Below are 22,042 nucleotides of genomic sequence, written 5' to 3'. Positions count from 1 at the left end.
CGATCATATGATGGCGACCACCCCCCCGACGCTGCCAGCTGACCGGTCCATCCAGGCCGGCGTTTGCTCATCCGAGCGCGGCTTCGCGCTGATCGGTGTGCTGTTGCTGCTGATCCTGCTGACGGGGATGGTGGCGACGTTGACGGTGAGTGGCCAGACCGAGATCAAGATCTCGCAGAACTACGAAGCCCAGGCCAAGGCCAGAGCCGCGGCCGAGGCTGGGATCAATCACGCCACATCGGTCGTCATCGACAAACTCGCCACCTGGCAGGCCGATGGGTACGCGAGCGAGAGCGCCGCGATTTCCGCGCTCCTGAAGGGGCCAGACGGGTTGACGGGAACGACTGCCCTCGATGCCGATAACGGCAGCATCGAGAACCTCGGCGCGGATGCGACGCAGCGGATTCCCCGGTCGCCGGCGCGGCGGACGCTCGCCACCGACGAGTCGTATGAAGCGCGTGTGTTCGACGAGGACGACGCGGCCCGCGGCGTCACGCTGAGCGCGGCGGATGTGATCCGGATCAACGAAGTCACCGAGGCCAACCAGGCCTACATCGATCACAACAAGCGGCTCATCGTTCGCGCAACTGGCTACGGCCCGAACAACGCGCAGGTGACGCTGGAGGTGGTGGTGGGGTATGGCCCGGAGGATCCGGCGATCCTGGTCAACGGAAACTTGGACATCGGGGGCAACGTCAATATTTTCGGGACGGCGGGCGGCGTCCATGCGAACGGGAACTTCGAGATTTCCGGGAGTTCGAACATCGCTGGTGACGCAACGGCCAGTGGGGAATACGACCCGAGTGGCAATCCCACGGTGGGCGGCATGACAGGTGGTGGGTATCCGAGCCTGCCCGTGCCCGACATTCATGCCAGCGATCACCGGGCCGAGGCCGACTACATCCTGACCAGTGCTGGCACGATGACCAACCCGGGCGGGACGGTGCTCTGCACTGCCAGTGGTGGCGGCTGTTCCGCTCGCGGCTGGACATTTGGCAGCGCCACGTGGAGTGTCAGCAGCAACGCCCTGCAGGCGGGCACCTACTACGTCCAGGGTGACGTCAACATCTCGGGCAGCCCTGGTCCCGTCAACGTGAGCATCATCAGCGAAGGGTCGATCGACATTTCGGGCAACCTGCGGGCGACGGCAGACGATCCGGGCCTGTTCCTGCTGGCCGACGGCGATATCTCGATCAGCGGCAACCTCACGCAGACGGGTGCACAGGCGCGGGTCCTGGTGCGCGAACAGATCGAGATCACGGGCAACCCGACGATGCTAGGGCAGATCATCGTCCAGAATTCGCCGAGCGTGGCGAACCTCGTTCATTCGAATACCGTGAGCAGTTTTTTCGGTTCGTTTTCCCTGACCTACGACGGCGGTCTTGGCGGGAGCGGCGCGCCAGCCGTCGTCGGCTGGCGGCAGATGTAGCGTTCGCGCCGTCTACGAAGCCGCCTACTCGTCCTGAATGCATTTAGCCGGGCGGGCGGCACCTCACGTTGACGAGACCATGCTGACCATCGGAGCGATCCGGCGTGCCGTGCCGGCATCGCATCTTCTGCACCACGCCGCGTCGCTCCACGTGGCAATATCTGCCAGCCTCCTGATCCCGCGTCTCGCGGCCCGTTCACGTTGACTTCGGGCGCAGGACCCATTTCTATGGGCGTTATGCATCGCGCGCGGCGTCGGCGGATTGAAAGCGGTGTCTGGATCCCGGATTGCATCGTCCATCTGCGTGAGACGCGCACTCGATGACACCGGATCGACCCTGATTGAAGCGGTAGTGGCGATCGCCATTCTCACAACAGCGGTGGTGTCACTTGCCGGGCTGGCGTCGGTCGCCGTTCGGACGATCACATCAACGCGCGAGCGAACCATCGCGGCTATCCTGGCGGCACAGAAACTGGAGGAGTTGTCCCTCGCGCCCCGAGCGCTGTCGCAGTCGTCGCCCGACGCCGTGAGCCACGACGAACCCGGTTTCGTCGAGTACCTCGATGCGGCCGGCGTGGTTGTGGGCACGGGAGCGGAGGCGCGTGGCGCGGTCTACGTGCGCCGCTGGGCGATCAGCCCGCTCGCGGCCGACACGTCGCTCAACCTGATCCACGTCGCCGTCTCGCCGTGCCGCCGCGTGGCGGCACGCGCCGGCGAGTGCGGTGACGCCGCCGGAACAGTCAGGCTCGCCACGGTGCGATCGGGTGAGACGTGGTAAAGCGGGCTGGCGGATTCACGCTCGTTGAGTTCATGGTCGCCGCGGCGGTGACGTTGATAGCCGTGAGCCTGGCGGTGACGCTCGTCATGCCCGCCACCGGCGCGTTTCATTCGCTGCCGGAAGCAGCCGATCTTCAACAGCGTGTCCGCGTGGCCATCGACGCGCTCAGGTCCGATCTCACCGCGGCCGGCGGCGGGTTCAGCCTGGGATGGGGCGCACGAGCGGCGTTGACGTGGCCCGCGGTGTTGCCCTGTCGATGGACCGGCTCGTCCCTGTCGTCGGTCGTGGGCGGGTGCGCGAGGGCCGACAGCATCACCATCCTGTCGATGGCGTCGTCGGCACCTCAGGCACTCACGGATGCTGCCGTGGACGATCTTGCGTCGCCGATTCGGATCGTGCCGGCATCGGCGTGCAGTCTGGATCGTGCGGCGTGCCGGCTTCACGCCGGCAGCGTGATGCTTATCGTCGACGGCACGTCGGCCTTCGACCTGTTTACGGCCACGACCATCTCGCCTGATGGCGGGCAGGTGACGCATGCCCAGAGCCGGTTGTCGGGGCCGTATGCGGCCGGAGCGCTGGTCGGCGAGGTCAGCGCGAGGAGCTACTACCTCGCCGTGGAATCGGCGACGGGGATCGCGCAACTGCGCCGCGCCGATGGCGGAGGATCCAGTTTCCCGGTCGTCGATCACGCTGTGTCGTTGTCGTTTCAGTACTTCGGCGACCCGGCGCCTCCGGTCGTCATCAGTCCGGATGACCCGGTGCGGCGGACGGTCTCATACGGCCCGATGCCTCCGCCCGTGGGCATCGACAATCCCCTCGACGCGTGGCCGGCCGGTGAAAACTGCACGTTCGCCGTTGACGGGGACCATCACGTGGCGAGATTGGAGACGTTGTCGGCTGGCGCGTCGGGGCTGGCACCGCTGCCGCTGTCGGCGCTTGCCGATGGCCCGTGGTGCCCCGACCCCAATTCGGTAAACCGATACGACGCGGACCTGCTTCGGATACGACTTGTGCGGGTCACGCTCAGAATGCAGGCGCAGTCGGCCAGCGTGCGGGGCCCGTCAGCCACGTGGTTCAGCAATCCCGGCCTGTCGCGCGACTGGTCGCGGCTGGTCCCTGATCTCGAGGTGACATCCGATGTGGCTCCGCGATCGATGCGCAGATGATAATACACGCGGCGGCCAGACCGGCGAGACCGATCGGAACGCTCAGAGTGGTGCGGCGCTCATCGCGGTGTTGGCCATCCTGATGCTGGTCTCGGTGGTCGGCCTGGGCCTCGCGCTCACGACCAGTCTGGAACCGGCCATCGCGTCGGCACACGAGGCGTCGCTCAGTAGCGCGTATGCGGCTGAAGCCGGTCTGGCCATCGCGATCCACGAACTCAACGGCATCGCGGATTGGAACCTGGTGCTCTCGGGGCAGGTCCGGTCCGCCATCCTCCAATCCAGCACCGATGCACGCCTGCTCCTTCCGGACGGCACGCAGGCCGACGTGCGAAGCCTCACCAACGTCGCCAACTGCGGGCACACTGCCGTCTGCACGAATGCCGAACTGGACGCCTTCACGACTGATCGGCCGTGGGGTCCGAACAATCCGCGCTGGCAGGTGTTTGGGCACCGGCGACTGGATCAATTCGTGTCGACTGATTCCGCGCCGCCTCCGTGCGAGGTGATCGTCTGGGTTGGCGATGACCCGGCGGAACTGGACGGAGATCCCTTACGCGACAGCCAGCCGGCAGCTGATGGCACGCGTCGGCCTGGCGCCGGCGTCATCGTCGTTCGCGCCGAAGGCTTTGGCATCCGCGCGGCCCACCGGGTTGTGACCGTGACGGTGAGCCGTTCTCCGGCAGGGGACCAGCCGCCTCAGGTTGTCGCGTGGCGGGAGATCCGGTAGGGCCGCCAGGCAGAGCCCGGACCCTGAGCTTGCGTGGCTGGCAGACGGCGGCCGAAGGTCGGGTGGTGCGCAGAGAACTCCGGTCAAAGGGTAATCACAGCCATGGATTCGACCGATAATGGAGAGAGGGTGGGAGTGTCTCCTGGCCGCTAAGTCCTACGATCCACGAATTCGGTGACGAGTTCATCCAGTCAGGACTTAGTGCTGAGCGAGCAGTTGTGACCGGATCGCCTCACCAGCAGACGCACCCGCAGTGGCGAGTCGAAGCACGAGGGCGATCAAGGCAGGGATGAGGATGACCTGGCGTTTTCGATTGGTGATTGGAATCGGGGTTGTGGCTGCCCTCTGTGCCGGGGCGCGTCCGGCATCCGCCCAATCGTTGGGAGACCTCGCGCGTCAGGAGGAGGCCCGCCGGAAGGCCATCAAGGCCCCGGTCAAGCTCTATACGAACGACAGTCTCGTGCAGATCCCCGGAGAAACGATTCCAACGCCGCCAGGGCCCGTGCCCATGGTGCCCAAACCCGCCCCCAACCAGTCGGCCAGTCTGGCGGCTGACGCGCTAGCGGCCACCGGGACCACGCCCGCGACGCCCGAACCAGACCCCACGAAAACCCCTGAGTACTGGCGCAAGCGGATCGGCGATGCTCGCGACCAGCGCGATCGCAACCGCGTGTACCTCGATGCCCTCCAGAGCCGCATCAACGGGTTGTGGGCCGATTTCACCGCGCGTGACGATCCCGCGCAGCGGGCCCTGATTGCCGCTGACCGACAGCGCGCGCTGAATGAGCTGGATCGGCTCACGAAAGAACAGCAGGAACTCGAGAAACAGCTGGCGTCGATCGAGGAAGAAGCCCGGCGGGCTGGCGTGCCCCCGGGCTGGCTGCGCTAGGCCGATTCCGCGAGACCGACACCGGTCAGCGCCCGCATCAGTTCGTCGTCAGTCACATCATCCACAATGCTGGCTGATCCAATCGCGGCGGGAAGGACCATGTGCAGGCGTCCTTCGTGGACTTTCTTGTCCCGCCGCATCTGCTCGATCGTCGCGGGAGCTGCGAGATCCCCGAGGGGAGGTAACGGCCCAAGCTGAACGATCAGGCTCGCGAGCGCGTCACGGTCATCGGCGCTCATCAGTCCCCTGGCGAGCGCCAGTTCCGCGGCGACCAGCATGCCGTACGCCACCGCCTCGCCGTGCAGGAAACGACGGTAGCGCGTCAGCGCCTCGAGCGCGTGCCCGGCCGTGTGGCCGAAATTCAGAATCCTGCGGGGGCCCGCCTCGCGCTCGTCTCTCCCGACGATCTCCGCCTTGATCCGGCAACAGTCGGCAATCACGGGCGTCAGCGTGGCCGCATCGCGCCTGGAAATCGGACCCAGGCCCCCCTGCAACCGCACGAACAGGTCCCGGCTGCACGCGACACCGTACTTGATGACTTCGTAGATCCCGGCGCGGAACTCCCGGCGCGGCAGCGTCTGCAGGACCTCCGGATCGGTCAGCACGAGCGCCGGCTGATGGAACGCACCGACAAGATTCTTGCCTCCCGGCAGATTGACGCCAACCTTGCCGCCGACCGATGCATCGACCTGGGCCAGCAGGGTCGTCGGCACGTGCACCAGGGTGATGCCGCGCATATAGGTGGCGGCTGCGAAGCCGCCCATGTCGCCGACCACGCCGCCGCCGACCGTGATGAGGACGGCGGACCGATCCGCGCCGGCGCGCTGCAGGGTGTCGTAGATCCTCGCCACGGTCGGCAGGATCTTGAAGCGCTCGCCGTCGGGCACCATCACCGCTTCGGCGTCAGGTAACGCCTCGCGAACCGCGTCGCCCCAGAAACGCCAGACGGTCTGGTTCGACACCAGGAACCGGCGGGTTCCGCACCCGGCTTCGTCAAGCGCGCGCCGCAACTGCGGGAGGAGGCCCGATCCCACCAGCACGGGGTACGAACGCGACGGGGTCGCGACATCAATGCGAATCGGTGATGACATGGCCGAATCCGGGCGCGTCCCGGGTATCCCGGGCGCTGTGCCGTCAATGGTAGGATAACATCTACGGGAGAAATTGCCGGACGAGGCCGCCAAGGTGGCGGCCTTTGCCGCTTTTCAGCAGGACCCACAAAGATGGCCGAGAAAGACGACAAGAAGGAACAGTTCATCACGGCGATCACGCCACGGTCGGAGGATTTCTCCAGGTGGTACACGGATCTGGTCCGTCGTGCCGAGATGGCCGACTACTCACCGGTCAAGGGCTGCATGGTGATCAGGCCCTACGGCTATGCCGTCTGGGAACTCATCCAGCGTGGTCTCGACGATCGTTTCAAGGCTACGGGCCATGTCAACGCGTACTTCCCGCTGCTGATTCCCAAGAGCCTCCTGATGAAGGAGGCGGAGCACGTCGCGGGGTTCGCCCCGCAGGTGGCCTGGGTGACCAAAGGCGGGACCGAGGAACTCGACGAGCCGCTGGTGCTGCGTCCGACGTCGGAAGCCATCATCGGAACCATGTACGCGAAGTGGATCAAGTCGTGGCGGGACCTGCCCGTTCTGATCAACCAGTGGGCCAACATCGTGCGCTGGGAAAAGGTGACGCGGCTGTTTCTCCGCACGACCGAATTCCTGTGGCAGGAAGGCCACACGGCGCACGAGACCGCGGAAGAGGCCGAAGAGGAGACGCTGAAGATCCTGGCGCTCTACAAGGAGTTCTGCGAGACCGAGCTAGCCATGCCGGTGATGGCCGGGCGCAAGTCGGAGAGCGAGAAGTTCGCCGGGGCGTCGCGCACGTACTCGATCGAGGCCCTGATGGGCGACGGGCGTGCGCTGCAGGCCGGCACCTCTCACAACCTCGGCCAGAATTTCGCCAAGGCGTTCGACATAAAGTTTCAAGCGCGCGACAAGTCGCTGCAGTACATCTGGGGCACGTCCTGGGGTGTGTCGACCCGGCTGATCGGCGGCGTGATCATGACGCATGGTGACGAGACGGGCCTGGTGCTGCCGCCGCGTGTGGCGCCGTACCAGGTGGTCATCGTGCCGATCCCTCGCGGAAACTGGCGCGAGACCGTCCTGCCTCGAGCGCAGGAGATCAAGGCGGCCCTGATCGCCAACGGGATGCGCGTGATGCTCGACGACCGCGATGCGTACACGCCGGGCTGGAAGTTTTCGGAGTGGGAGCTGCGCGGTGTGCCGCTGCGGCTCGAAATCGGGCCGAAGGACATCGAGAAACAGCAGGTGATGCTCGCCCGGCGCGACACACGCGAGAAGATCCCGACCCCGATGGATGGACTCACGGGTCGCGTCAAGGACCTGCTCGATGCGATCCAGCAGAATCTGTTTGATCGGGCACTGGCGTTCCAGCGCGATCACACCACCGAGACGACCTCGTACGACGAGTTCAAGCAGATCATGGACGGTCGCCCCGGGTTCGTCGTGTCGCCGTGGTGCGGCACCGACGCGTGCGAGGCCGAAATCAAGACGGAGACACAGGCAACCATCCGCAACCTGCCGATGGAAGGCGGGCCGGCCAGCGCCACGTGCATCAAGTGCGGCAAGCCAGCGGTGGCGGACGCCTGGTTCGCGAAGTCCTACTGAGTCCTTCGATTCATAAATTCGGCCACGAGTTTATTCACTCAGGACTCAGTGCTGAGCGAGCATCTCTCACTGGATCGCTTCGCAAGCATACGCGACCGTTATCGCGAGTCGAAGCACTGGGGAAGGGCGGGCGGCGCGAACAGCAACGCGCCCGCGTCAGGCCAGGTTTTCAGGATCTTCTTCACAGCTGCGTGCCGCCGGGTCAATCCTTCGCGTTCGACAATGGCCCGGCCGGCGTCAACCAAACTGTCGTGGATCCGGTGATCCCGCGTCTCGATGTCGATGGGCATCCGGGCGATTGCCGCCACGATGGGTTCGAGACAAGTCGCATCGCCCACCAGGCGCAGCGCCGACACGAAATCCTCAGACAGCGGTAAGGCGGTCTGCGCGAGCGATTCGCGCAGGTCGTAAATCGCCACGCGGCTGGCGCGTGTCGCCAGCGCCAAGTGGATCACGCCGCGCGCCGCGCGCCATTCATCACGATCTGCCGCCGACGGTGCCTGCTCTTCCCGCGCGCAAGCCACCTCCACCAGCCGATGCAACGTGGACAGTGACGCGTCCTGCGCCGCCTCCTGCACCCACTGCCTCAGCGCCGTCGGATCGGTGGGATGGCCGCTGGCGACCAGGTCAAGCTGCGCCAGCCGATCGTCGGGCGTCGCGCCAGACGTGCCCTGGGCGGTCGCGCGGCGTCGGACCGCTTCGTCCGGATCAGCCGCGAGCCACTTTCGGATGGGCGCAATCAGCCGTGCGGGCATGCGCTCGAGTTCGGCAAACGCCTCGAGGCGGAGGGCCTGTTGGTACGCCGGGTCCAGCACAATCGCGCTCAGCGCATCGAGCGCGCGATCGGTTTCCGCCGCGTCCAGGTGGCTGCCGAGCAGTCGAACGGCGGCCGAGGCCACCTTGGGGTCCGTGGCACGCGAGTGCAGCACGCCGAGCGCCGCATCAATGCCGCGCCTGTCGCCCGTGGCTTCGAGACCTTTCAGCACCATGGCCCGCGCAACCGGAGACGTCGTCGAATCGAGGGCATCGAGCAGGTGCGGCACCGCACGGACGCCCGCCACACTGAGGCGAGCCAGAGCCGCCTCCCGCGTCGGCGGGTCGGCGTCGCTCAGGTGCTCGATAAACAGGCGAACCTCCGAAGCGGCCGATTTGCGAATCGCCACGGCGGAAGCATACAACAGACACCGGTAGACAGTAGTCGGTAGCCGGTAGGCGGAAGACACGAGAGACCGAACGGGCGGGCGCTCGTGCCGGTGGGAGGGCGGCTTCCGAAGCGGCCCCTCGAACCAAGCCGACAGCGAAGCCCTGAGCCCCTCGACCTTGCTCGGGGCTCCCTGAGCCTGTCGAAGGGAGCGAAGTCGAAGGGCGTCAGTCTGCAAAACGTGCCGTGAGGGCAAGGTGCGTCTTGGTGCGCGTGAGCGGGGACGCGGAGGAACCGTCGTCCCGCAGGCACCGGGCTGCGCCCAAGAAGCAAGAAGGAGGATGTCAGTCGGTGTCGGCGGGTTCCTGCTCCCGCTTCTTGCCGAAGACCCAGGCGATGATGATGCTGATGAAGTAGAGCCCGATCATCGGAGCGGCCACGAGTGACTGCGTCACCATATCGCCAGTCGGCGTGATGACGGCCGCGACGATGAAGATGATCAGGATCGAGTACTTGAGTTTGCGCCACAGAAACCCCGGCGTCACCAGGCCCATGCGCGCCAGCACCAGGATGACCGCCGGCATCTCGAAGACGATGCCCGTAGCGAGCAGCAACATCGAGTACAGCGAAAACACCGCCTCAACCTTCGGCATGAAGAGCGTGTACTCGGGCTTGAAATTGGCCAGGAATTTCCACGCCACCGGGAAGATGTAGTAGTGGGAGAAGGCGGCGCCGAGCACGAAGCACACCGAGGCCAGCACAATAAACGGTACCGCGAAGCGTTTCTCCTTCGCGTAGAGCCCGGGCGCGACAAACAGCCACAACTGCCAGGTGATCGCAGGCGCGGCGATGACGACGCCGGCCAGCAGGGCGATCTTCATGTACAGCATGAAGAATTCGGTCGGCTCGGTGGCGACCAGGCTCGACCCCTTCGGCATCGCGCTGGCGAGCGGCAGCATGATGAAGTCGAAGATGCGGTCAATGAACAAGAACGCGATCAGCACTCCCACGGCAAGCGCGATCGCCGACACCGTCAGGCGCTTCCGGAGTTCGTCCAGATGCTCAAGAAACGACATCTTCCCCGCACCATCATCGTCGGCATCATCCGGATCAACTGACGCGGGTAGGGAGGATCGAGGCGGGCCGATCTCGGCCGGCTGCTTGTGGCGAAACGGAAAATCCATCGATCAGCGCCCGGGCGACTTAGTTGGCCTGACCGGACGGTGGCGGCGCCGACGGCGGTGTGGCGTGCTCGGCGGGGGGCACCTGCCTGGCGGCTGACGCCGCCTTCCCGTCCTCGACGCGGATTTCCTCTTCGAGTGTGTTCTTCAGCTCGTTCGAGGCGCGCTTGAACTCGGCGATGCTCTTTCCAAGCGATCGGCCGAGTTCGGGCAGCTTGCGCGGTCCGAAGATGATCAGCGCGATGACCAGGATGACGATTAGTTCCGGCATGCCGATGGGACCCATAACAGCTCCAATAGGTTCCTGCGCCGCATACCCGGCCTCGGACGACCAGCGACTGGCCGGCCGAACCCCACGGGTCTCGGGAATGAGGATCGCAAGAGAACCCAGTCAATTATAGGAACCATGCGTCCGAACGGTCAAGGACGCCGGGGAATCTGACCCTGGCGAACTCGTTGCCGCTCCAGCAGTTATCTGGTACGATTTCCCCATGCGGACAGCTCGTTTGGTGGCGTTGGTGTCGTCGGTGCTCGTCGTGTCGGCCGTGGCTGGCGGCCTGGTGGGCCGAACCACGGTCGCAAGCCAGGAGCGGTTGCCCGAGCGCTATCGCGCCTATACGACCGCCGTTCGGCTCATCGAGACCAACTACGTCGAGAAGACGCCGACTGACCGCGTGGTCTACAACTCCATCTCGGGCATGCTGCAGACGCTGGATCCGCACTCGACGTTCCTCGATCCGCAAACCTATGCGCAGATGCAGGAGCGGCAGGGTGGGCGGTATTTCGGCCTTGGCATCACGATCCAGACGATCGATGGTGACGTCACCGCCGTGTCCCTGTTCGAGGGATCGCCCGCCTACAAGAAGGGCGTACGCCGCGGGGACATCATCGCAAGAGTGGACGGCGACAGCGCCAAAGGGTGGACCAGCCAGCAGGCGTCCCGCCGGATGCGGGGCCCCAAGGGCACGCTTGTGCATATCTCGCTCAAGCGCCGGGGCTTCGACCAGTTGATCGAACTCGACGTGCCGCGCGACGAGATCAACATCCCGACGATACCCGCCTCGTTCATGATCGATGAGACCACCGGGTACATCCGCCTGCAGGATTTCGCCCAGCAGACCGACAACGACCTGACGTCGACGCTCAAGGCGCTCAAAGACAAGGGCATGAAGCGGTTGATGCTCGATCTGCGCGGCAATCCCGGCGGGCCGCTGGATCAGGCCATCAAGGTATCGAGCAAGTTCCTCCTGCCCGGCCAGATGGTGGTCTACACCCGCGGCCGCGTGCCGAATTCCGATCAGGACTTCCGCGCCGCCAACAAGAGCGAGTACGCCGACGTGCCGCTGGTGGTGATAGCAAACCGCAGCAGCGCGAGCGCCGCCGAGATTGTGAGCGGTGCCCTTCAGGATCACGATCGCGCGGTCATCGTCGGCGAGACGACGTTTGGCAAGGCGCTCGTGCAGTCGGTCTACCGCATCAGTGAGGGAGCCGGTCTGGCATTGACCACCGCGCGCTACTACACGCCGAGCGGACGGCTCATCCAGCGCCCGTGGGACGGGACGTTCGACGAGTACCTCAATTACGGCCTGAAGGACCAGAGTGTGGAGCGCGAGCACGCACCGGCGCAGTTGCGCTACACCGACTCGGGCCGCAAGGTGTACGGCGGCGGTGGCGTCGAGCCCGACCATCGCCTCGAGGGGCCGATTGAAGGATTCAACCCATCGCGCTTCGGCCGGACGCTGTACGCGCGGCAGACCTTTTCGTCCTACGCGCAGAAGTTTTCGGCGGTGGGCGACACGCGCATCGCGGCGGCCTCCCACGACCGTAAGTTCGTGGCCAGGGACTTTGTTGTCGATGCGGTGATGGTCGAGGATTTCCGCCAGTACCTGCAGGCGGAGCACATCAAGATTGACGAAGCCGCCTTCGCCCAGGATCTCGTGTTCATCAAGTCGATGATGCGCTACGAGATTGATCTCAACCTGTGGACGGTCAGCGACGCCCGGCGTCAGTTGATTGCCACCGACCCCCAGGCACAACTCGCCCTGGGCCTCTTCCCGGAGGCCGAGCGGTTGGCCAGGATGGCCCGCGTCAAGTCCACGCCTGGAGAGAAATAGCGGTCCGATGCGTTTGCAGCGTCTGGAAATCACCGGTTTCAAATCCTTCTGTGACCGTTCCGAGTTGTCGTTCGACCGTGGCGTCACGGCGATCGTCGGTCCGAACGGCTGCGGCAAAAGCAACGTCGCGGATGCGATCGTGTGGGTGCTCGGCGAACAGAGCGCCAAGAGCCTCCGCGGCGACCGCATGGAAGATGTGATCTTCGGCGGCAGCGATGCCCGCAAGCCGAACGCCGCCGCCGAGGTCCGGTTGATGCTCGCCGGCGTTCCGGTCCTGCCTGATCGCGGGACGGGCACGACGCCGGATCTGGTCGATGACGACGGGCGGCCGATGGTGCGCGAAGTCGAGGTGACCCGCCGCCTGTACCGGTCGGGCGAGAGCGAATACCTGATCAACGGCGAGATCGTGCGGTTGCGGGATGTCCACGAACTGCTGATGGACACGGGGCTGGGCGCCAAGGCCTACGCGATTATCGAGCAGGGGAAGATCGGGCTCATCCTGAGTTCGCGCCCGACAGACCGGCGTCAACTGATCGAGGAAGCGGCTGGCGTCACCAAGTACAAGGCTCGCCGCCGGGCGGCGGAACTGAAACTCGATGCGTCACAGCAGAATCTCACGCGGATCGACGACATCGTCTTCGAGGTCGAGAAGCAACGCGGCGTGCTCAAGCGACAAGCGGCCAAGGCCCGGCGCCACCAGCGGCTTCGCGACCAATTGCGCCAGTGGGAGAAGGTGCAGCTCGCGAGGCGCCAGCGGGTGCTGGCCCAGGCGATTGCGTCCGCCGAAGCGCGCATCGTCCAGATCAAGGAATCGGAGATCGGCGCGTCAGGGCACCTGGCGCAGCTGGAATCCGATCTCGAGCGGCTTCGCCTCGAACTGGTCCAGTTGGAGAGCGCGGCCCGTACGGCGCGCGAGGCCGCGCATGCCCACGAAGTCGAGATCGGGCGTCTCGAGCAGCGCATTCAGAATGACGAGGAGCAGGTCACCGCGCTCGGCCGGCGGGCGACCGACATCGCGGGGGAAGTCGAGACACTCGGCCTGCGGCGGGGACCGGCCGCCCAAGGAGCGGCGCTCAAACAGCAGGAAGTTGAGCGCGCCGCGCAGGACCGCGAGGCCGCAGCGGCCACGCTCTCTGCGGCCAACGAGGCCCAGGTCGCTGTGCAGGGCGTGCTCGAAGGACTCGAAGCCGATGTCGAAGCGGCACGCAGCGAGCAGTTCGCCGCCGCCAGTGCGGCGTCCGCGCTGCAGCATGCCATCGACAACGCCAGCAGCGCCCGTGAGCGCGTGTCGCGTGATATCGCCCGCTGGACCGCCGAAGCCTCCGACCTGGACGTCGAGGCCGCGCGCGCGAAGGCCGATCACGACGGAGCCGCGACGTCGCTCGCCAGCGCCAGCGCCAGGCTCGATGAGGTGATGCGTGCGCGCAGCGCCCGTGAAGTCGAACTGACCGGCCTGCGAGCCGAACGGGAACGTGCAGGCCAGATGCTCCGCGAGGCGGAGCAGGAACTGGCTGGTCTGGCCGCTCGGCTGGACTCCCTCGAACGTTTTGAATCCGCCCGTACCGCGTACGGTGATGCGGCGCGACTCGTGCTGGCCGAGTCGGCCGGCGAAGTCCGGCATCTCGGCTCGGTTGCCGACTATCTCGACGTCAAGCCTGGCTTCGAGCGCGCGGTGGAAGCGTGCCTGGGCGACACGCTTCAATTCGTGGTCGTACCCACCCACGAGGAAGCCGAACGGGCCCTGCATCTGGTCAGCACCAGGGGCGCCGGACGCTGCGGATTCGTGGTCGTCGATGGGGCACCGGCGACTGATGGCGGGCGAAGGTCCGCCGAGGCGTTGCCGGGCCTCACGCCGCTCGACGCGGTCGTCTCGGTGTCGGGCGCCTGCGCCGGGGCCCTGCGCCCGTTTGTCACCAACGGCTGGATCGCAGGGACGTTTGCCGATGCCGTCGCTGCAGCGCGTCAGACGGCCGCGCCCGTGGCGACCAGAGACGGCGAGGTCTGCCGCGGCGCGAACCTCGTGTGGGGCGGGGCGGGACAACACGATCAGGGGGGCATCCTCCAGACCAAGAGCGACATCCGGCAGACGCGCGAACGTCTTGAGGTCGAGCGCACCCAGGTCGCCAGGCTCGACACGACGCTCGCCGATGTCGACCGCCGTGCGACCGCGGCGGCGGCGGCGATTGAAGCGATGTCGGCCGAGGTCCACGTCCACGAAAAGGCGATCGTCGAATTTGGACTGCGAGTGGCACAGGCGTCCGAGCAGGCACAGCGCGTGGATCAGAAGCGATCGGTCGTGGCGCTCGACATTCGCCGCGGAGACGAGGAGATCGCGGGTCTCGATGCGAGGCAGGTGGAAGCCAGACAGTCAGTGGTACGCCTGGCCGACGAGCAGCGCCTGGTCGACGAGAAACTCGGCGCGGCCCAACGCCGTCTGTTCGATGCGCGCGACGAGTCACGGCTGCGAGGCGAGCGCGTAAGAGACGCGATGGCCGAACACGCACGGCTGGTCGAACGGGCCGCGGCCGTGTCGCTCGAGGCCGCACGCCTCGAGGAAGCCTGCCGGGAAATCGAAGCCCGACTCGTGGCCAGGCGCGAAGAGCAGCAGCAGATCGCCGGTGAGCAGGATCGACTGCGTCACGCGCTTTCTGAGGCCACGCGATCCCTCGACGTCGAGTTGGCCGCGCTGGACGCCGGACGTGAGGCCGTGCGGAGCGCGGACGAAGCCGTGGGGCTCGTTCGGCAGCAGGGCGAGCAGCAGGAATCGGCCATTCGCGAGGCCAGACGCACGCTGGACGCGGTGCGGTCGTCGTTGTCTGAGGCCGAGGTCGGCCGCGCCAAGGCCGAGAGCGACCTGGCGCATCTTGCGTCGATCTGCGCCGAGACGCTGCAGACCGATCTCGAGTCGGTGATTGCAGAGGTCGAGCAGTTGGAGAGAGACGGCGAGGTCAGCCCCGACTGGCGGGCGATCTACGCGGACGAACCGGAAGACGAACCGGCGCAGGACACCGATGGGATCCAGTTGCCGCCGGCAGGCGCGGAGGCCGCGGAGGTCGCCGCCGTGGAGGGCTCGCCAGTGGTCGAGCCGGCGCCGCGTGCGCTGACGCCCGAAGACGCCATCACGGAACTCAAGCGCAAGATCGACAAGCTGGGCCCGGTCAACATGATGGCGATCGAGCAGTATGACGAACTCGAGTCACGGCACGGTTTCCTCACGACCCAGAGGAAGGACCTGGTCGATTCGATCGCGTCGACCGGTGAGGCCATCAAAAAGATCGACCACACGACGCGGGAGCGGTTCCGCGAGGCGTTTGACGCCATCAACCTGCACTTCCAGGAGATGTTCGCGTCGTTGTTCAGCGGGGGCCGGGCTGGCCTGACGCTGCTCGACGAAGACGACATCCTCGAGAGCGGCATCGAGATTATCGCGCAACCGCCGGGCAAGCGCCTCCAGAACGTGCAGTTGCTGTCGGGCGGCGAGAAGGCGCTGACGGCGATCTCGCTCATGTTCGCCATCTTCAGGTACAAGCCAAGCCCGTTCTGCGTGCTCGACGAGATCGATGCGCCGCTCGACGACGCCAATACCGGCAGGTTCCTCGATATGCTGCGGGCCATGCAGGCGGACACCCAGTTCATCCTGATTACCCACAACCGGAAAACGATGGAGATTGCCGACCGGCTCTACGGGGTCACGATGGAGGAGCCGGGCGTCTCGAAGCTGATTTCGGTCAAGCTCAACTGAGCGGGGCGGGATCTGGAACATCCCGACGGTGGTCGTCGTCAAAGTTCGTGGGGAGGTATTTATGCCGCACCTGCGCCTGTTTCGACGGATAGTGCCAGCCGCGTTCCTGATCGCGACCGCCGCCAGCCTTGCCGCCTGTGATGTGGTCATCAACAGTATGGAAGGCGGGATCGGCGGAGGCCGGTTCAGGGTCGTGAAGGACTACGCCAAGACGTTCACGCTTGGCGGGGCGGCCGGCACGGTTGAAATCGTCAACACCAGCGGGAAGATCAACGTGGAAGCCGTCGATGGCAACATTGTCGACGTCAAAGCCCATATCACGGCAAGGGGCGCCTCCATGGAGGCCGCCCTCGAACTGCTCAAGCAGGTCGAGATGCAGGCGGACGCGAGCCAGACGCGCGTGCGCGTTCAGGCGAAATACCCGGGCAGCCGCAACGCGGTTGAGGTGGTCTACACGCTGCGCGTGCCGCGGAACGTCAAAGTCAACCTGCAGAATGTGAACGGCACCATCGACGTCACTGGCGTCAGGGGTGGCCTGCAGGCCGAAACCACCAATGGCGGGGTGAAAGGGCGGGACCTGGCCAACACGGTCAATGCCAGCACGACCAACGGTGGACTCGATATCCAGATGACCAGTGTGGGGCCGGATGGCGTGACGCTGGAGACCACCAACGGGGGCATCGAGCTGAAGCTGCCGGCTGAGACGAAAGCCACGCTGAAGGCGCGGTCTGTGAACGGCGGTATCTCCGTGACGGATCTGCCGTTTGAGAAGGACAGTGACAGCAACCGGCGCAAAGTTGACGGCAAGATCAACGGCGGCGGTCCGGTGCTTTCGCTGGAAACCGTCAACGGCGGCGTTCGAGTGAGGCAGGTCGAGGCTGGCGGCAAGGAGGGCGGAAAGGTCGGCGCCGACCTTGATCGGCCAGGTGATCGCCACGGACTGAAAGGGCTGAAGGCGCTGAAGGGGCTGCACGGGTACGTTGGCTAGGACCGGGATCCTGACCGGATTTTGGCATCGGCCATCTTCCTCCCTCTCGCCTCGTTCAGCCGCACGGGCGCCAGACACCACTTCGGTGGCAGCCGGCGCCTCAATAGCCGGGCATGAACGAGGACAAGGCTACACGATTCCATCGGCTCCGTCGCCGCGCGGCCATTGCGGCGGCGGGTTGGTCTGTTCTGCTGCTGGCGCTGCTGCTGGCGACGGGCTGGTCTGCGCTGCTCCGCGATACGGCTCACGGCGTTCTGGAATCTTCCTTCGTCCCGGCATTCCTGGTCGTTCCCGCCATTGCCGTGGTCTACGCGCTGACCGTGGCGCTCGCCCACGAAGCTGTCGCGTTTCCGCTCGCCTTTTTTACGGGGTTCATCCTCGAACGGCGATATGGCCTGTCGCGGCAGACGGCGGGTGAGTGGGGCCGGGACCATCTGAAGGCACTCGGGCTCGGCCTCCTGTTCGGTGGCCTCTCGGCCGGGTTCGTCTACCTCGCGCTGACCCTCTGGCCTGATCGGTGGTGGCTGGCGACCACGGCGGGCGCCGTGATCGTGAGCCTCATCCTGACGTGGCTGGCGCCGGTCGTGCTCATCCCTCTCTTTTTCAAGGTGACCCCCCTGCAGAACGACTCGCTCAGCGAGCGGCTGAACGCGCTGGTCCAGCGCGTCGGCACGGGAACCATCGGCATCTATGAATGGCGGCTCAGCCAGAAGACGTCACGCGCAAATGCGGCGCTGACCGGGTTCGGCCAGACGCGGAGGATTCTGCTGTCGGACACGCTGGTCGGCGATTACTCCGAGGACGAAATTGAGGTCATCCTCGCCCACGAGTTGTCGCATCACGTGTCCCACGATGTCTGGCGGGCGCTCGTGTTGGAGGCCGTGGTCGTAGGCTTAGGATTCTGGGCTGGCAACGAGGTCTTGCGTCGGTCGATCGAGTGGCTCGGCCTCGGCGGCGTTGCCGATGTGGCTGGGCTGCCCGTACTCGTGCTGACGGCGATGGGCGTGTCGGTGCTCGCCCTGCCACTGGTGAATGCCATTTCCAGGTGGCACGAGCGCCGGGCGGATCAATTCGCGCTCGACATCACGCGAAACCCGGCCGCGTTCACCAGCGCGATGAAGAGACTGGGCGCCGGCAACCTGGCCGAGGAGAATCCACCCGCGTTTGCCCGCCTGTTCTTCTACACCCATCCACCGCTGGGTGATCGGCTGGACTTCGCCCGAGCCTGGTCCGCCCGCCAGATGAAGAAGGGGTCGGACCGATTTTCGCCGCCCACACCGCGAAAATAGGCCCGACCTCTTTTCCTCGCTGGCCGCGCTTGGCCCTCGGCGTGAGCGAGAGCCCCTCCGGGTTCAGCCCCAGCACTTCGCGGCACAGGAACAGGATGGCGCACATCGCCTGGTTCTGAGTGCTGGCCGAGACTCGCCGATGTACTGCCAGGTGCGTCAGGTAGTCGCGAACCGCTTCGGCGCCAGCGGCCGCACCCTCACGATCGCGTACCCTCAACCCCCGATCCCACGGCGCTTGGCCGAAGAATCCTGCACAGTCTAAGGTCGCCGGCCTTACAATCCCCATAGCCGCACGCCCCCCAACGCGGCTCAGTTCAACGGGGTCTTATCCGCGCGCAACCACAACGGCCTCGATCTCGGACGGGCATCGCGCGCGGATAAAACCCTATCCGTTGGGCTGACAGGAGGCAACGAACCAGGACGAGGAAGCACTGAAGCCCCTCGGCTTGACGGGAGGTCGGCATGAAACGAACTCTATTTGTCGTGTTCGTCGCAACCTTGGCGGCGTCAACCGTGGGCGTGGTTGCGCAGGAGGGAATGCTGGCGGTTTCCCAACCGCGTTTCAGTCAAGAGGCCATCAGGCACGCGGCCTCTGCGGTCACGCACAACGCCGCCCGGCCGGGCCGCCTCACAAGTCAGCCCGTCGCCGCCTCCGGTGCAGAACCCAACCGTTCTTGGGACACGCTGGTCGGCAAGGTCAAGGCCGGCGAGAAGGTCATCGTCACGCTCGTGAACGCGACACATGTGGAAGGCAAGCTGCTCGCCATAGATACGCATTCCATCCGCGTCGATCAACCCGGAGGGCCACGGGCCATCGAGGCTGCCGACGTCGTTCGTGTCCGATACGCCGGCGTCCGCAAGCGTCACGTCATCTATGGGATGCTCATCGGCATGGCGGGCGGCGCCCTCGTCACCGTGGTCATCGACAAACAATCCTCTCGCCCCTCGAGCACAGTCGAGGCTGCGGGACTTGGCGCCATCTTCATTGGACTTCCCGGCGGCGCGATCGGAGGAGCCCTCGTCCCGATTGGCCAGCCACTCTACGAAGCCGCAAGCGTTGTTCGCAAGACGCCCTGATTTGATGGCGGCTGGAAGATCAACGTCTCCAGTGACTTTATCCTTGGTGTCTCGATGTCGGCGACAGCTTCCGCAGCGAGAACGAGCAGCACGGGTGAGGGCCCTGCGGACCACGCCGACAAACGGGCAGCCCAACAACCGCTTGCAGCCGGCGCGGGCGCGATGGTGAGCGCCTGCGGGTGAGCGCGGGACGTCTAGGCCGAACCCCAACTGAACTCGATGCGGAGTAAAATCAATCGTGGAATTCGAGTGGGATCCCATCAAGGCCGCTGCAAACGCCAAGAAACACGGGGTCGATTTCGCCGAAGCCATGACCGTGTTTAGCGACCCGCTCGAGGTGACCATCCCGGATCCGGACCACTCGGTCGGCGAGGAACGGTTTCTGAGTATTGGTAGCTCGACGGCCCGGCGACTCATCGTGGTCGCGTACACTGAACGAGCCGGTCGAACTCGGATCATCAACGCACGTGAAGCGAACTCCGAAGAGCGCAAGCATTATGAGTCCACAAATCCAGCCAAAGGATAGCGACGAGATGCGGCCCGAGTACGATTTCTCGCACGGCGTGCGCGGGAAGCACTACAAGGCCTATCAAGCCGGCACCAATGTCGTGTTTCTTGCGCCAGATATTGCGGCGGTCTTCCCGGATTCGGCGTCCGTAAATCAGGCGCTGCGTTTATTGGTGCGACTTTCGAAGACGAAGGCCGTCATCGGCAGTCGGCCTAACAAGGCGCTGCAGCCGACGAGTCGCGTTCGACAGAAAGCCAAACCGAAGCAGCGATCACGTGCGGCTCGCGGCTGAGCGCCGATCGTTAGGCCACATGGGTGACAACCGGAGACACAAATGGCTTGCCACGGAATGAGTAGCGCCGCGATAGGTCGAGTGCTGGGCTTTGGCATTCTCCTGCTTCTATTGGTGGTCCCTCCGACCAAGGCGCAGCAGAATAAAGAGTGGACCTGGGAGGACAAGGCCGGCAAAACCCATACTCGAGCCGAACTGGACGAGATTCTTAAGAAAGCTCGTCGATACAGTGAACCGTACCTAAGTGAGGAGCTAGTGGGTGCAAAGCTGCTCTGGGCAGACCTAGAGAGCATGATCTGGCAAGGCGCGAATCTGAGCGGGGCGAATCTGATGGGGGCGAACCTGACCAGTGCGTTCATAAATGGCGCACATCTAGACGGCACGAACCTTGCCACGGCGCATCTAGACGGAGCAGGCTTGGAGGGTGCTTCGTTACGAAACGCCAATCTCGTCTATGCTGACCTGAGGCGCGCGAACCTTCGCGATGCAGAGCTAAGCGGCGCCTTTCTTGGTGGAGCAAAGCTGGATGGAGCTAATTTTGAGCCCAAGTCCCTTCCGGAGTTGCTGGGATTTGCGACAGCAAATGGTCTGGAACACCTAACCTACGAAGTCAATCCAAGTGCTCTCGTTCAGCTCCGCCAGCAACTTGCAAACGGAGGCTTCCGGGAACAGCAAAGGAAGATTTCATACGCATTGAAACGAAGAGAGGCGGAACTCTCTCGGGCGGGGTGCACTTCGAGGAGACTTCCCCAATTAAATGGGCTCGGACAGCCTGTCGGCCCGAATGGTCCTCCGCGCGCGATACTGTGGTGGTCAGACAGTAATCTGGCGAACTGTGGCTCTTTTATCCTCAGCACGGTGTTTTTTGATTGGACCTGCCAGTATGGACTGAATCCGGGACGACCGCTGAGCCTCGGAGTTTTGCTTTGGCTCATATGCTCCTTGCTGTATTTCGCCTGCATCCATACCTCCGGCGAGACAGGACTTTATCGCGTTTACGGACCAAGCATCGACGAAAACCCCTCGGCGCGACAACGCGCGGTGAGAATTTTATCTCTTGGCAACGAGCAAACGGGGGGCGCGCAACGGTTTCTTCGATTTTTCTGGCACGAATGGTTGTTATTGCGCACGTCAATGTTTTTCAGCCTTATGAGCGCTTTCAACATTGGGTTTCGGGGGTTCGACTTTGGGCGCTGGCTACGGCTGCTGGCGAGACAAGAATTCGATATCAAGGCTGTGGGATGGGCGAGGGCGGTGGCGGGATGGCAGTCGCTGATCAGCATGTGTCTGATCGCTCTGTGGGTTTCGACCTACTTTGGGCGGCCGTTTGATTAATGGGATTGGCCTAACAGACGAATGGAGCCGGCGCGCGCGGGGTCGTGGCCGCGCGCGGCTCAGTTGCAGGCGTTGGCCTTCAGCACCATGAAGACAGTCAGTGCCAGAATCTGCCGTGCGGCTACACTCCTCACAGCGAAACGATAAACGCAAACGGAAAAGGAGTCACACAATGGGAGACAAAGGTGGGAAAAAGGATAGGAACAAGGGTCAGAAACAGAAGGTAACCAAACAAGAGCAAAAGGCCCAGAAGAAGCAGGATAAGCAACAGAAGAGCACTCCGTGAGAGGAATCAGGATTCGAGCGCGCGAAGACCCCAATTCCCGACGAAGTCCAATGCCTGTTCACGGAACCACAGAAACACCGAGAGGCCAACAAGCGCTTGCAGCCGTCGGCGGTCGGTGCGATCGTGAAGCGCCGCGGCTGAAGCGCAAGCGTTGATGGCGCCAGAGTCATGGACGGGAGTTCAGGGTGGTGAGCAAGAAGTACATTCCCGACGTCGAAGCCGTTCTTGCCAGACGGCACGACAACGGCGCTGACTTCTGGGCTAGTGCCGATGGCCGCCTAACAGCCCGTGGCAGAAGTCGCTGTTTTTAGGCACCACATACTTGGCCACGATAAGACATGGTGACGACAGCTAACAACCGTGGGCTCAGCGGTCGGAACCGCGTGGAGCCGCCGAGCGGCCCCACGCGTGAGGAT

The 22,042-nt window shown here is 64.7% G+C and carries 18 protein-coding genes and 1 pseudogene; 14 read left to right on the top strand and 5 right to left on the bottom strand.

The genetic code is table 11. The annotated features are described in order from the left end of the window. The first annotated feature begins 7 nt into the window (after nt 1-7). The 5 genes from NT151_00245 (at nt 8) to NT151_00225 (ending at nt 4,989) form a co-directional block, all read left to right on the top strand. Entirely contained in the window at nt 8-1,429 is a 1,422-nt protein-coding gene (locus tag NT151_00245) for a hypothetical protein (GenBank protein MCX6537351.1), read from the top strand. A 304-nt stretch (nt 1,430-1,733) separates the two neighbouring features. Then, nucleotides 1,734-2,207: a hypothetical protein gene (locus NT151_00240; GenBank protein ID MCX6537350.1), complete on the top strand. Its 474-nt coding sequence runs from the start codon at nt 1,734-1,736 to the stop codon at nt 2,205-2,207. Continuing rightward, nucleotides 2,201-3,373 carry a hypothetical protein gene (locus NT151_00235; GenBank protein ID MCX6537349.1) on the top strand — a complete coding sequence of 391 codons (1,173 nt, stop codon included), beginning with the start codon at nt 2,201-2,203 and terminating at the stop codon, nt 3,371-3,373. The genes NT151_00240 and NT151_00235 overlap by 7 nt, the downstream gene beginning before the upstream one ends. Further along, the gene (locus NT151_00230) at nt 3,345-4,100 is read left to right on the top strand and encodes a pilus assembly PilX N-terminal domain-containing protein (protein MCX6537348.1); all 756 of its coding nucleotides are present in this window, start codon (nt 3,345-3,347) and stop codon (nt 4,098-4,100) included. The genes NT151_00235 and NT151_00230 overlap by 29 nt, the downstream gene beginning before the upstream one ends. A gap of 295 nt (nt 4,101-4,395) precedes the next feature. Continuing rightward, entirely contained in the window at nt 4,396-4,989 is a 594-nt protein-coding gene (locus tag NT151_00225; protein MCX6537347.1) for a hypothetical protein, read from the top strand. Here NT151_00225 and aroB read toward each other — a convergent pair. Beyond that, the gene (gene aroB, locus NT151_00220) at nt 4,986-6,080 is read right to left on the bottom strand and encodes a 3-dehydroquinate synthase (GenBank protein ID MCX6537346.1); all 1,095 of its coding nucleotides are present in this window, start codon (nt 6,078-6,080) and stop codon (nt 4,986-4,988) included. The two genes, NT151_00225 and aroB, sit on opposite strands and share 4 nt — an antisense overlap. Nucleotides 6,081-6,212: 132 nt before the next feature. Between aroB and proS the strand changes: the two genes are divergently transcribed. Next, nucleotides 6,213-7,673, top strand: a complete 1,461-nt coding sequence (gene proS / locus NT151_00215; protein MCX6537345.1) for a proline--tRNA ligase — start codon at nt 6,213-6,215, stop codon at nt 7,671-7,673. A 98-nt stretch (nt 7,674-7,771) separates the two neighbouring features. Here proS and NT151_00210 read toward each other — a convergent pair whose 3' ends face one another. From NT151_00210 to NT151_00200, 3 genes are all read right to left on the bottom strand, one after another. Next, complete coding sequence (locus tag NT151_00210; protein MCX6537344.1) at nt 7,772-8,836, bottom strand: hypothetical protein; 1,065 nt, start codon at nt 8,834-8,836, stop codon at nt 7,772-7,774. A 322-nt stretch (nt 8,837-9,158) separates the two neighbouring features. Then, entirely contained in the window at nt 9,159-9,998 is an 840-nt protein-coding gene (tatC, locus tag NT151_00205) for a twin-arginine translocase subunit TatC (protein MCX6537343.1), read from the bottom strand. A 19-nt stretch (nt 9,999-10,017) separates the two neighbouring features. Next, nucleotides 10,018-10,281: a TatA/E family twin arginine-targeting protein translocase gene (locus NT151_00200; protein MCX6537342.1), complete on the bottom strand. Its 264-nt coding sequence runs from the start codon at nt 10,279-10,281 to the stop codon at nt 10,018-10,020. A gap of 205 nt (nt 10,282-10,486) precedes the next feature. Between NT151_00200 and NT151_00195 the strand changes: the two genes are divergently transcribed. The 4 genes from NT151_00195 to NT151_00180 all read left to right on the top strand — a co-directional run bounded on the left by NT151_00195 (nt 10,487) and on the right by NT151_00180 (nt 18,128). After that, nucleotides 10,487-12,109 carry a S41 family peptidase gene (locus tag NT151_00195; GenBank protein MCX6537341.1) on the top strand — a complete coding sequence of 541 codons (1,623 nt, stop codon included), beginning with the start codon at nt 10,487-10,489 and terminating at the stop codon, nt 12,107-12,109. Nucleotides 12,110-12,116: 7 nt separating this feature from the next. Continuing rightward, entirely contained in the window at nt 12,117-15,851 is a 3,735-nt protein-coding gene (gene smc / locus NT151_00190; protein ID MCX6537340.1) for a chromosome segregation protein SMC, read from the top strand. 61 nt (nt 15,852-15,912) lie between these two features. Beyond that, nucleotides 15,913-16,839: a DUF4097 family beta strand repeat-containing protein gene (locus tag NT151_00185; GenBank protein MCX6537339.1), complete on the top strand. Its 927-nt coding sequence runs from the start codon at nt 15,913-15,915 to the stop codon at nt 16,837-16,839. Between the two features lie 113 nt (nt 16,840-16,952). After that, a complete protein-coding gene (locus NT151_00180) occupies nt 16,953-18,128 on the top strand; it encodes a M48 family metalloprotease (GenBank protein ID MCX6537338.1) in 1,176 nt (391 codons plus the stop codon). A gap of 64 nt (nt 18,129-18,192) precedes the next feature. Here NT151_00180 and NT151_00175 read toward each other — a convergent pair. Continuing rightward, nucleotides 18,193-18,312: pseudogene (locus tag NT151_00175) on the bottom strand (phage integrase N-terminal SAM-like domain-containing protein). 278 nt (nt 18,313-18,590) lie between these two features. Here NT151_00175 and NT151_00170 point away from each other — a divergent pair. The 4 genes from NT151_00170 (at nt 18,591) to NT151_00155 (ending at nt 21,340) form a co-directional block, all read left to right on the top strand. Continuing rightward, complete coding sequence (locus NT151_00170) at nt 18,591-19,205, top strand: hypothetical protein (GenBank protein ID MCX6537337.1); 615 nt, start codon at nt 18,591-18,593, stop codon at nt 19,203-19,205. A gap of 238 nt (nt 19,206-19,443) precedes the next feature. Beyond that, on the top strand, nt 19,444-19,731 hold the full coding sequence (locus NT151_00165; GenBank protein MCX6537336.1) for a BrnT family toxin: 288 nt from the start codon (nt 19,444-19,446) through the stop codon (nt 19,729-19,731). A gap of 7 nt (nt 19,732-19,738) precedes the next feature. After that, nucleotides 19,739-20,005, top strand: a complete 267-nt coding sequence (locus NT151_00160) for a hypothetical protein (protein MCX6537335.1) — start codon at nt 19,739-19,741, stop codon at nt 20,003-20,005. Nucleotides 20,006-20,086: 81 nt separating this feature from the next. Continuing rightward, nucleotides 20,087-21,340, top strand: coding sequence for a pentapeptide repeat-containing protein (locus NT151_00155; GenBank protein MCX6537334.1), 1,254 nt, complete (start codon nt 20,087-20,089; stop codon nt 21,338-21,340). The last annotated feature ends 702 nt before the right edge of the window (nt 21,341-22,042 follow it).

It is taken from the genome of Acidobacteriota bacterium, from assembly GCA_026393675.1.
GTDB lineage: Bacteria > Acidobacteriota > Vicinamibacteria > Vicinamibacterales > JAKQTR01 > JBAXOX01.
The sequence above is the reverse complement of the archived record's forward strand: the minus strand, read 5'-3'. Positions and strand labels throughout refer to the sequence as shown.

Excerpts from the sequence above, each read along its gene's own strand:
- NT151_00160 (MCX6537335.1), top strand. The coding sequence starts at position 19,739 with ATGCGGCCCGAGTACGATTTCTCGCACGGCGTGCGCGGGAAGCACTAC.
- NT151_00200 (MCX6537342.1), bottom strand. The coding sequence starts at position 10,281 with ATGGGTCCCATCGGCATGCCGGAACTAATCGTCATCCTGGTCATCGCG.
- NT151_00185 (MCX6537339.1), top strand. The coding sequence starts at position 15,913 with ATGCCGCACCTGCGCCTGTTTCGACGGATAGTGCCAGCCGCGTTCCTG.
- NT151_00180 (MCX6537338.1), top strand. The coding sequence starts at position 16,953 with ATGAACGAGGACAAGGCTACACGATTCCATCGGCTCCGTCGCCGCGCG.
- smc (MCX6537340.1), top strand. The coding sequence starts at position 12,117 with ATGCGTTTGCAGCGTCTGGAAATCACCGGTTTCAAATCCTTCTGTGAC.
- proS (MCX6537345.1), top strand. The coding sequence starts at position 6,213 with ATGGCCGAGAAAGACGACAAGAAGGAACAGTTCATCACGGCGATCACG.
- tatC (MCX6537343.1), bottom strand. The coding sequence starts at position 9,998 with ATGGATTTTCCGTTTCGCCACAAGCAGCCGGCCGAGATCGGCCCGCCT.
- NT151_00170 (MCX6537337.1), top strand. The coding sequence starts at position 18,591 with ATGAAACGAACTCTATTTGTCGTGTTCGTCGCAACCTTGGCGGCGTCA.
- NT151_00230 (MCX6537348.1), top strand. The coding sequence starts at position 3,345 with ATGTGGCTCCGCGATCGATGCGCAGATGATAATACACGCGGCGGCCAG.
- NT151_00195 (MCX6537341.1), top strand. The coding sequence starts at position 10,487 with ATGCGGACAGCTCGTTTGGTGGCGTTGGTGTCGTCGGTGCTCGTCGTG.
- NT151_00245 (MCX6537351.1), top strand. The coding sequence starts at position 8 with ATGATGGCGACCACCCCCCCGACGCTGCCAGCTGACCGGTCCATCCAG.
- aroB (MCX6537346.1), bottom strand. The coding sequence starts at position 6,080 with ATGTCATCACCGATTCGCATTGATGTCGCGACCCCGTCGCGTTCGTAC.
- NT151_00225 (MCX6537347.1), top strand. The coding sequence starts at position 4,396 with ATGACCTGGCGTTTTCGATTGGTGATTGGAATCGGGGTTGTGGCTGCC.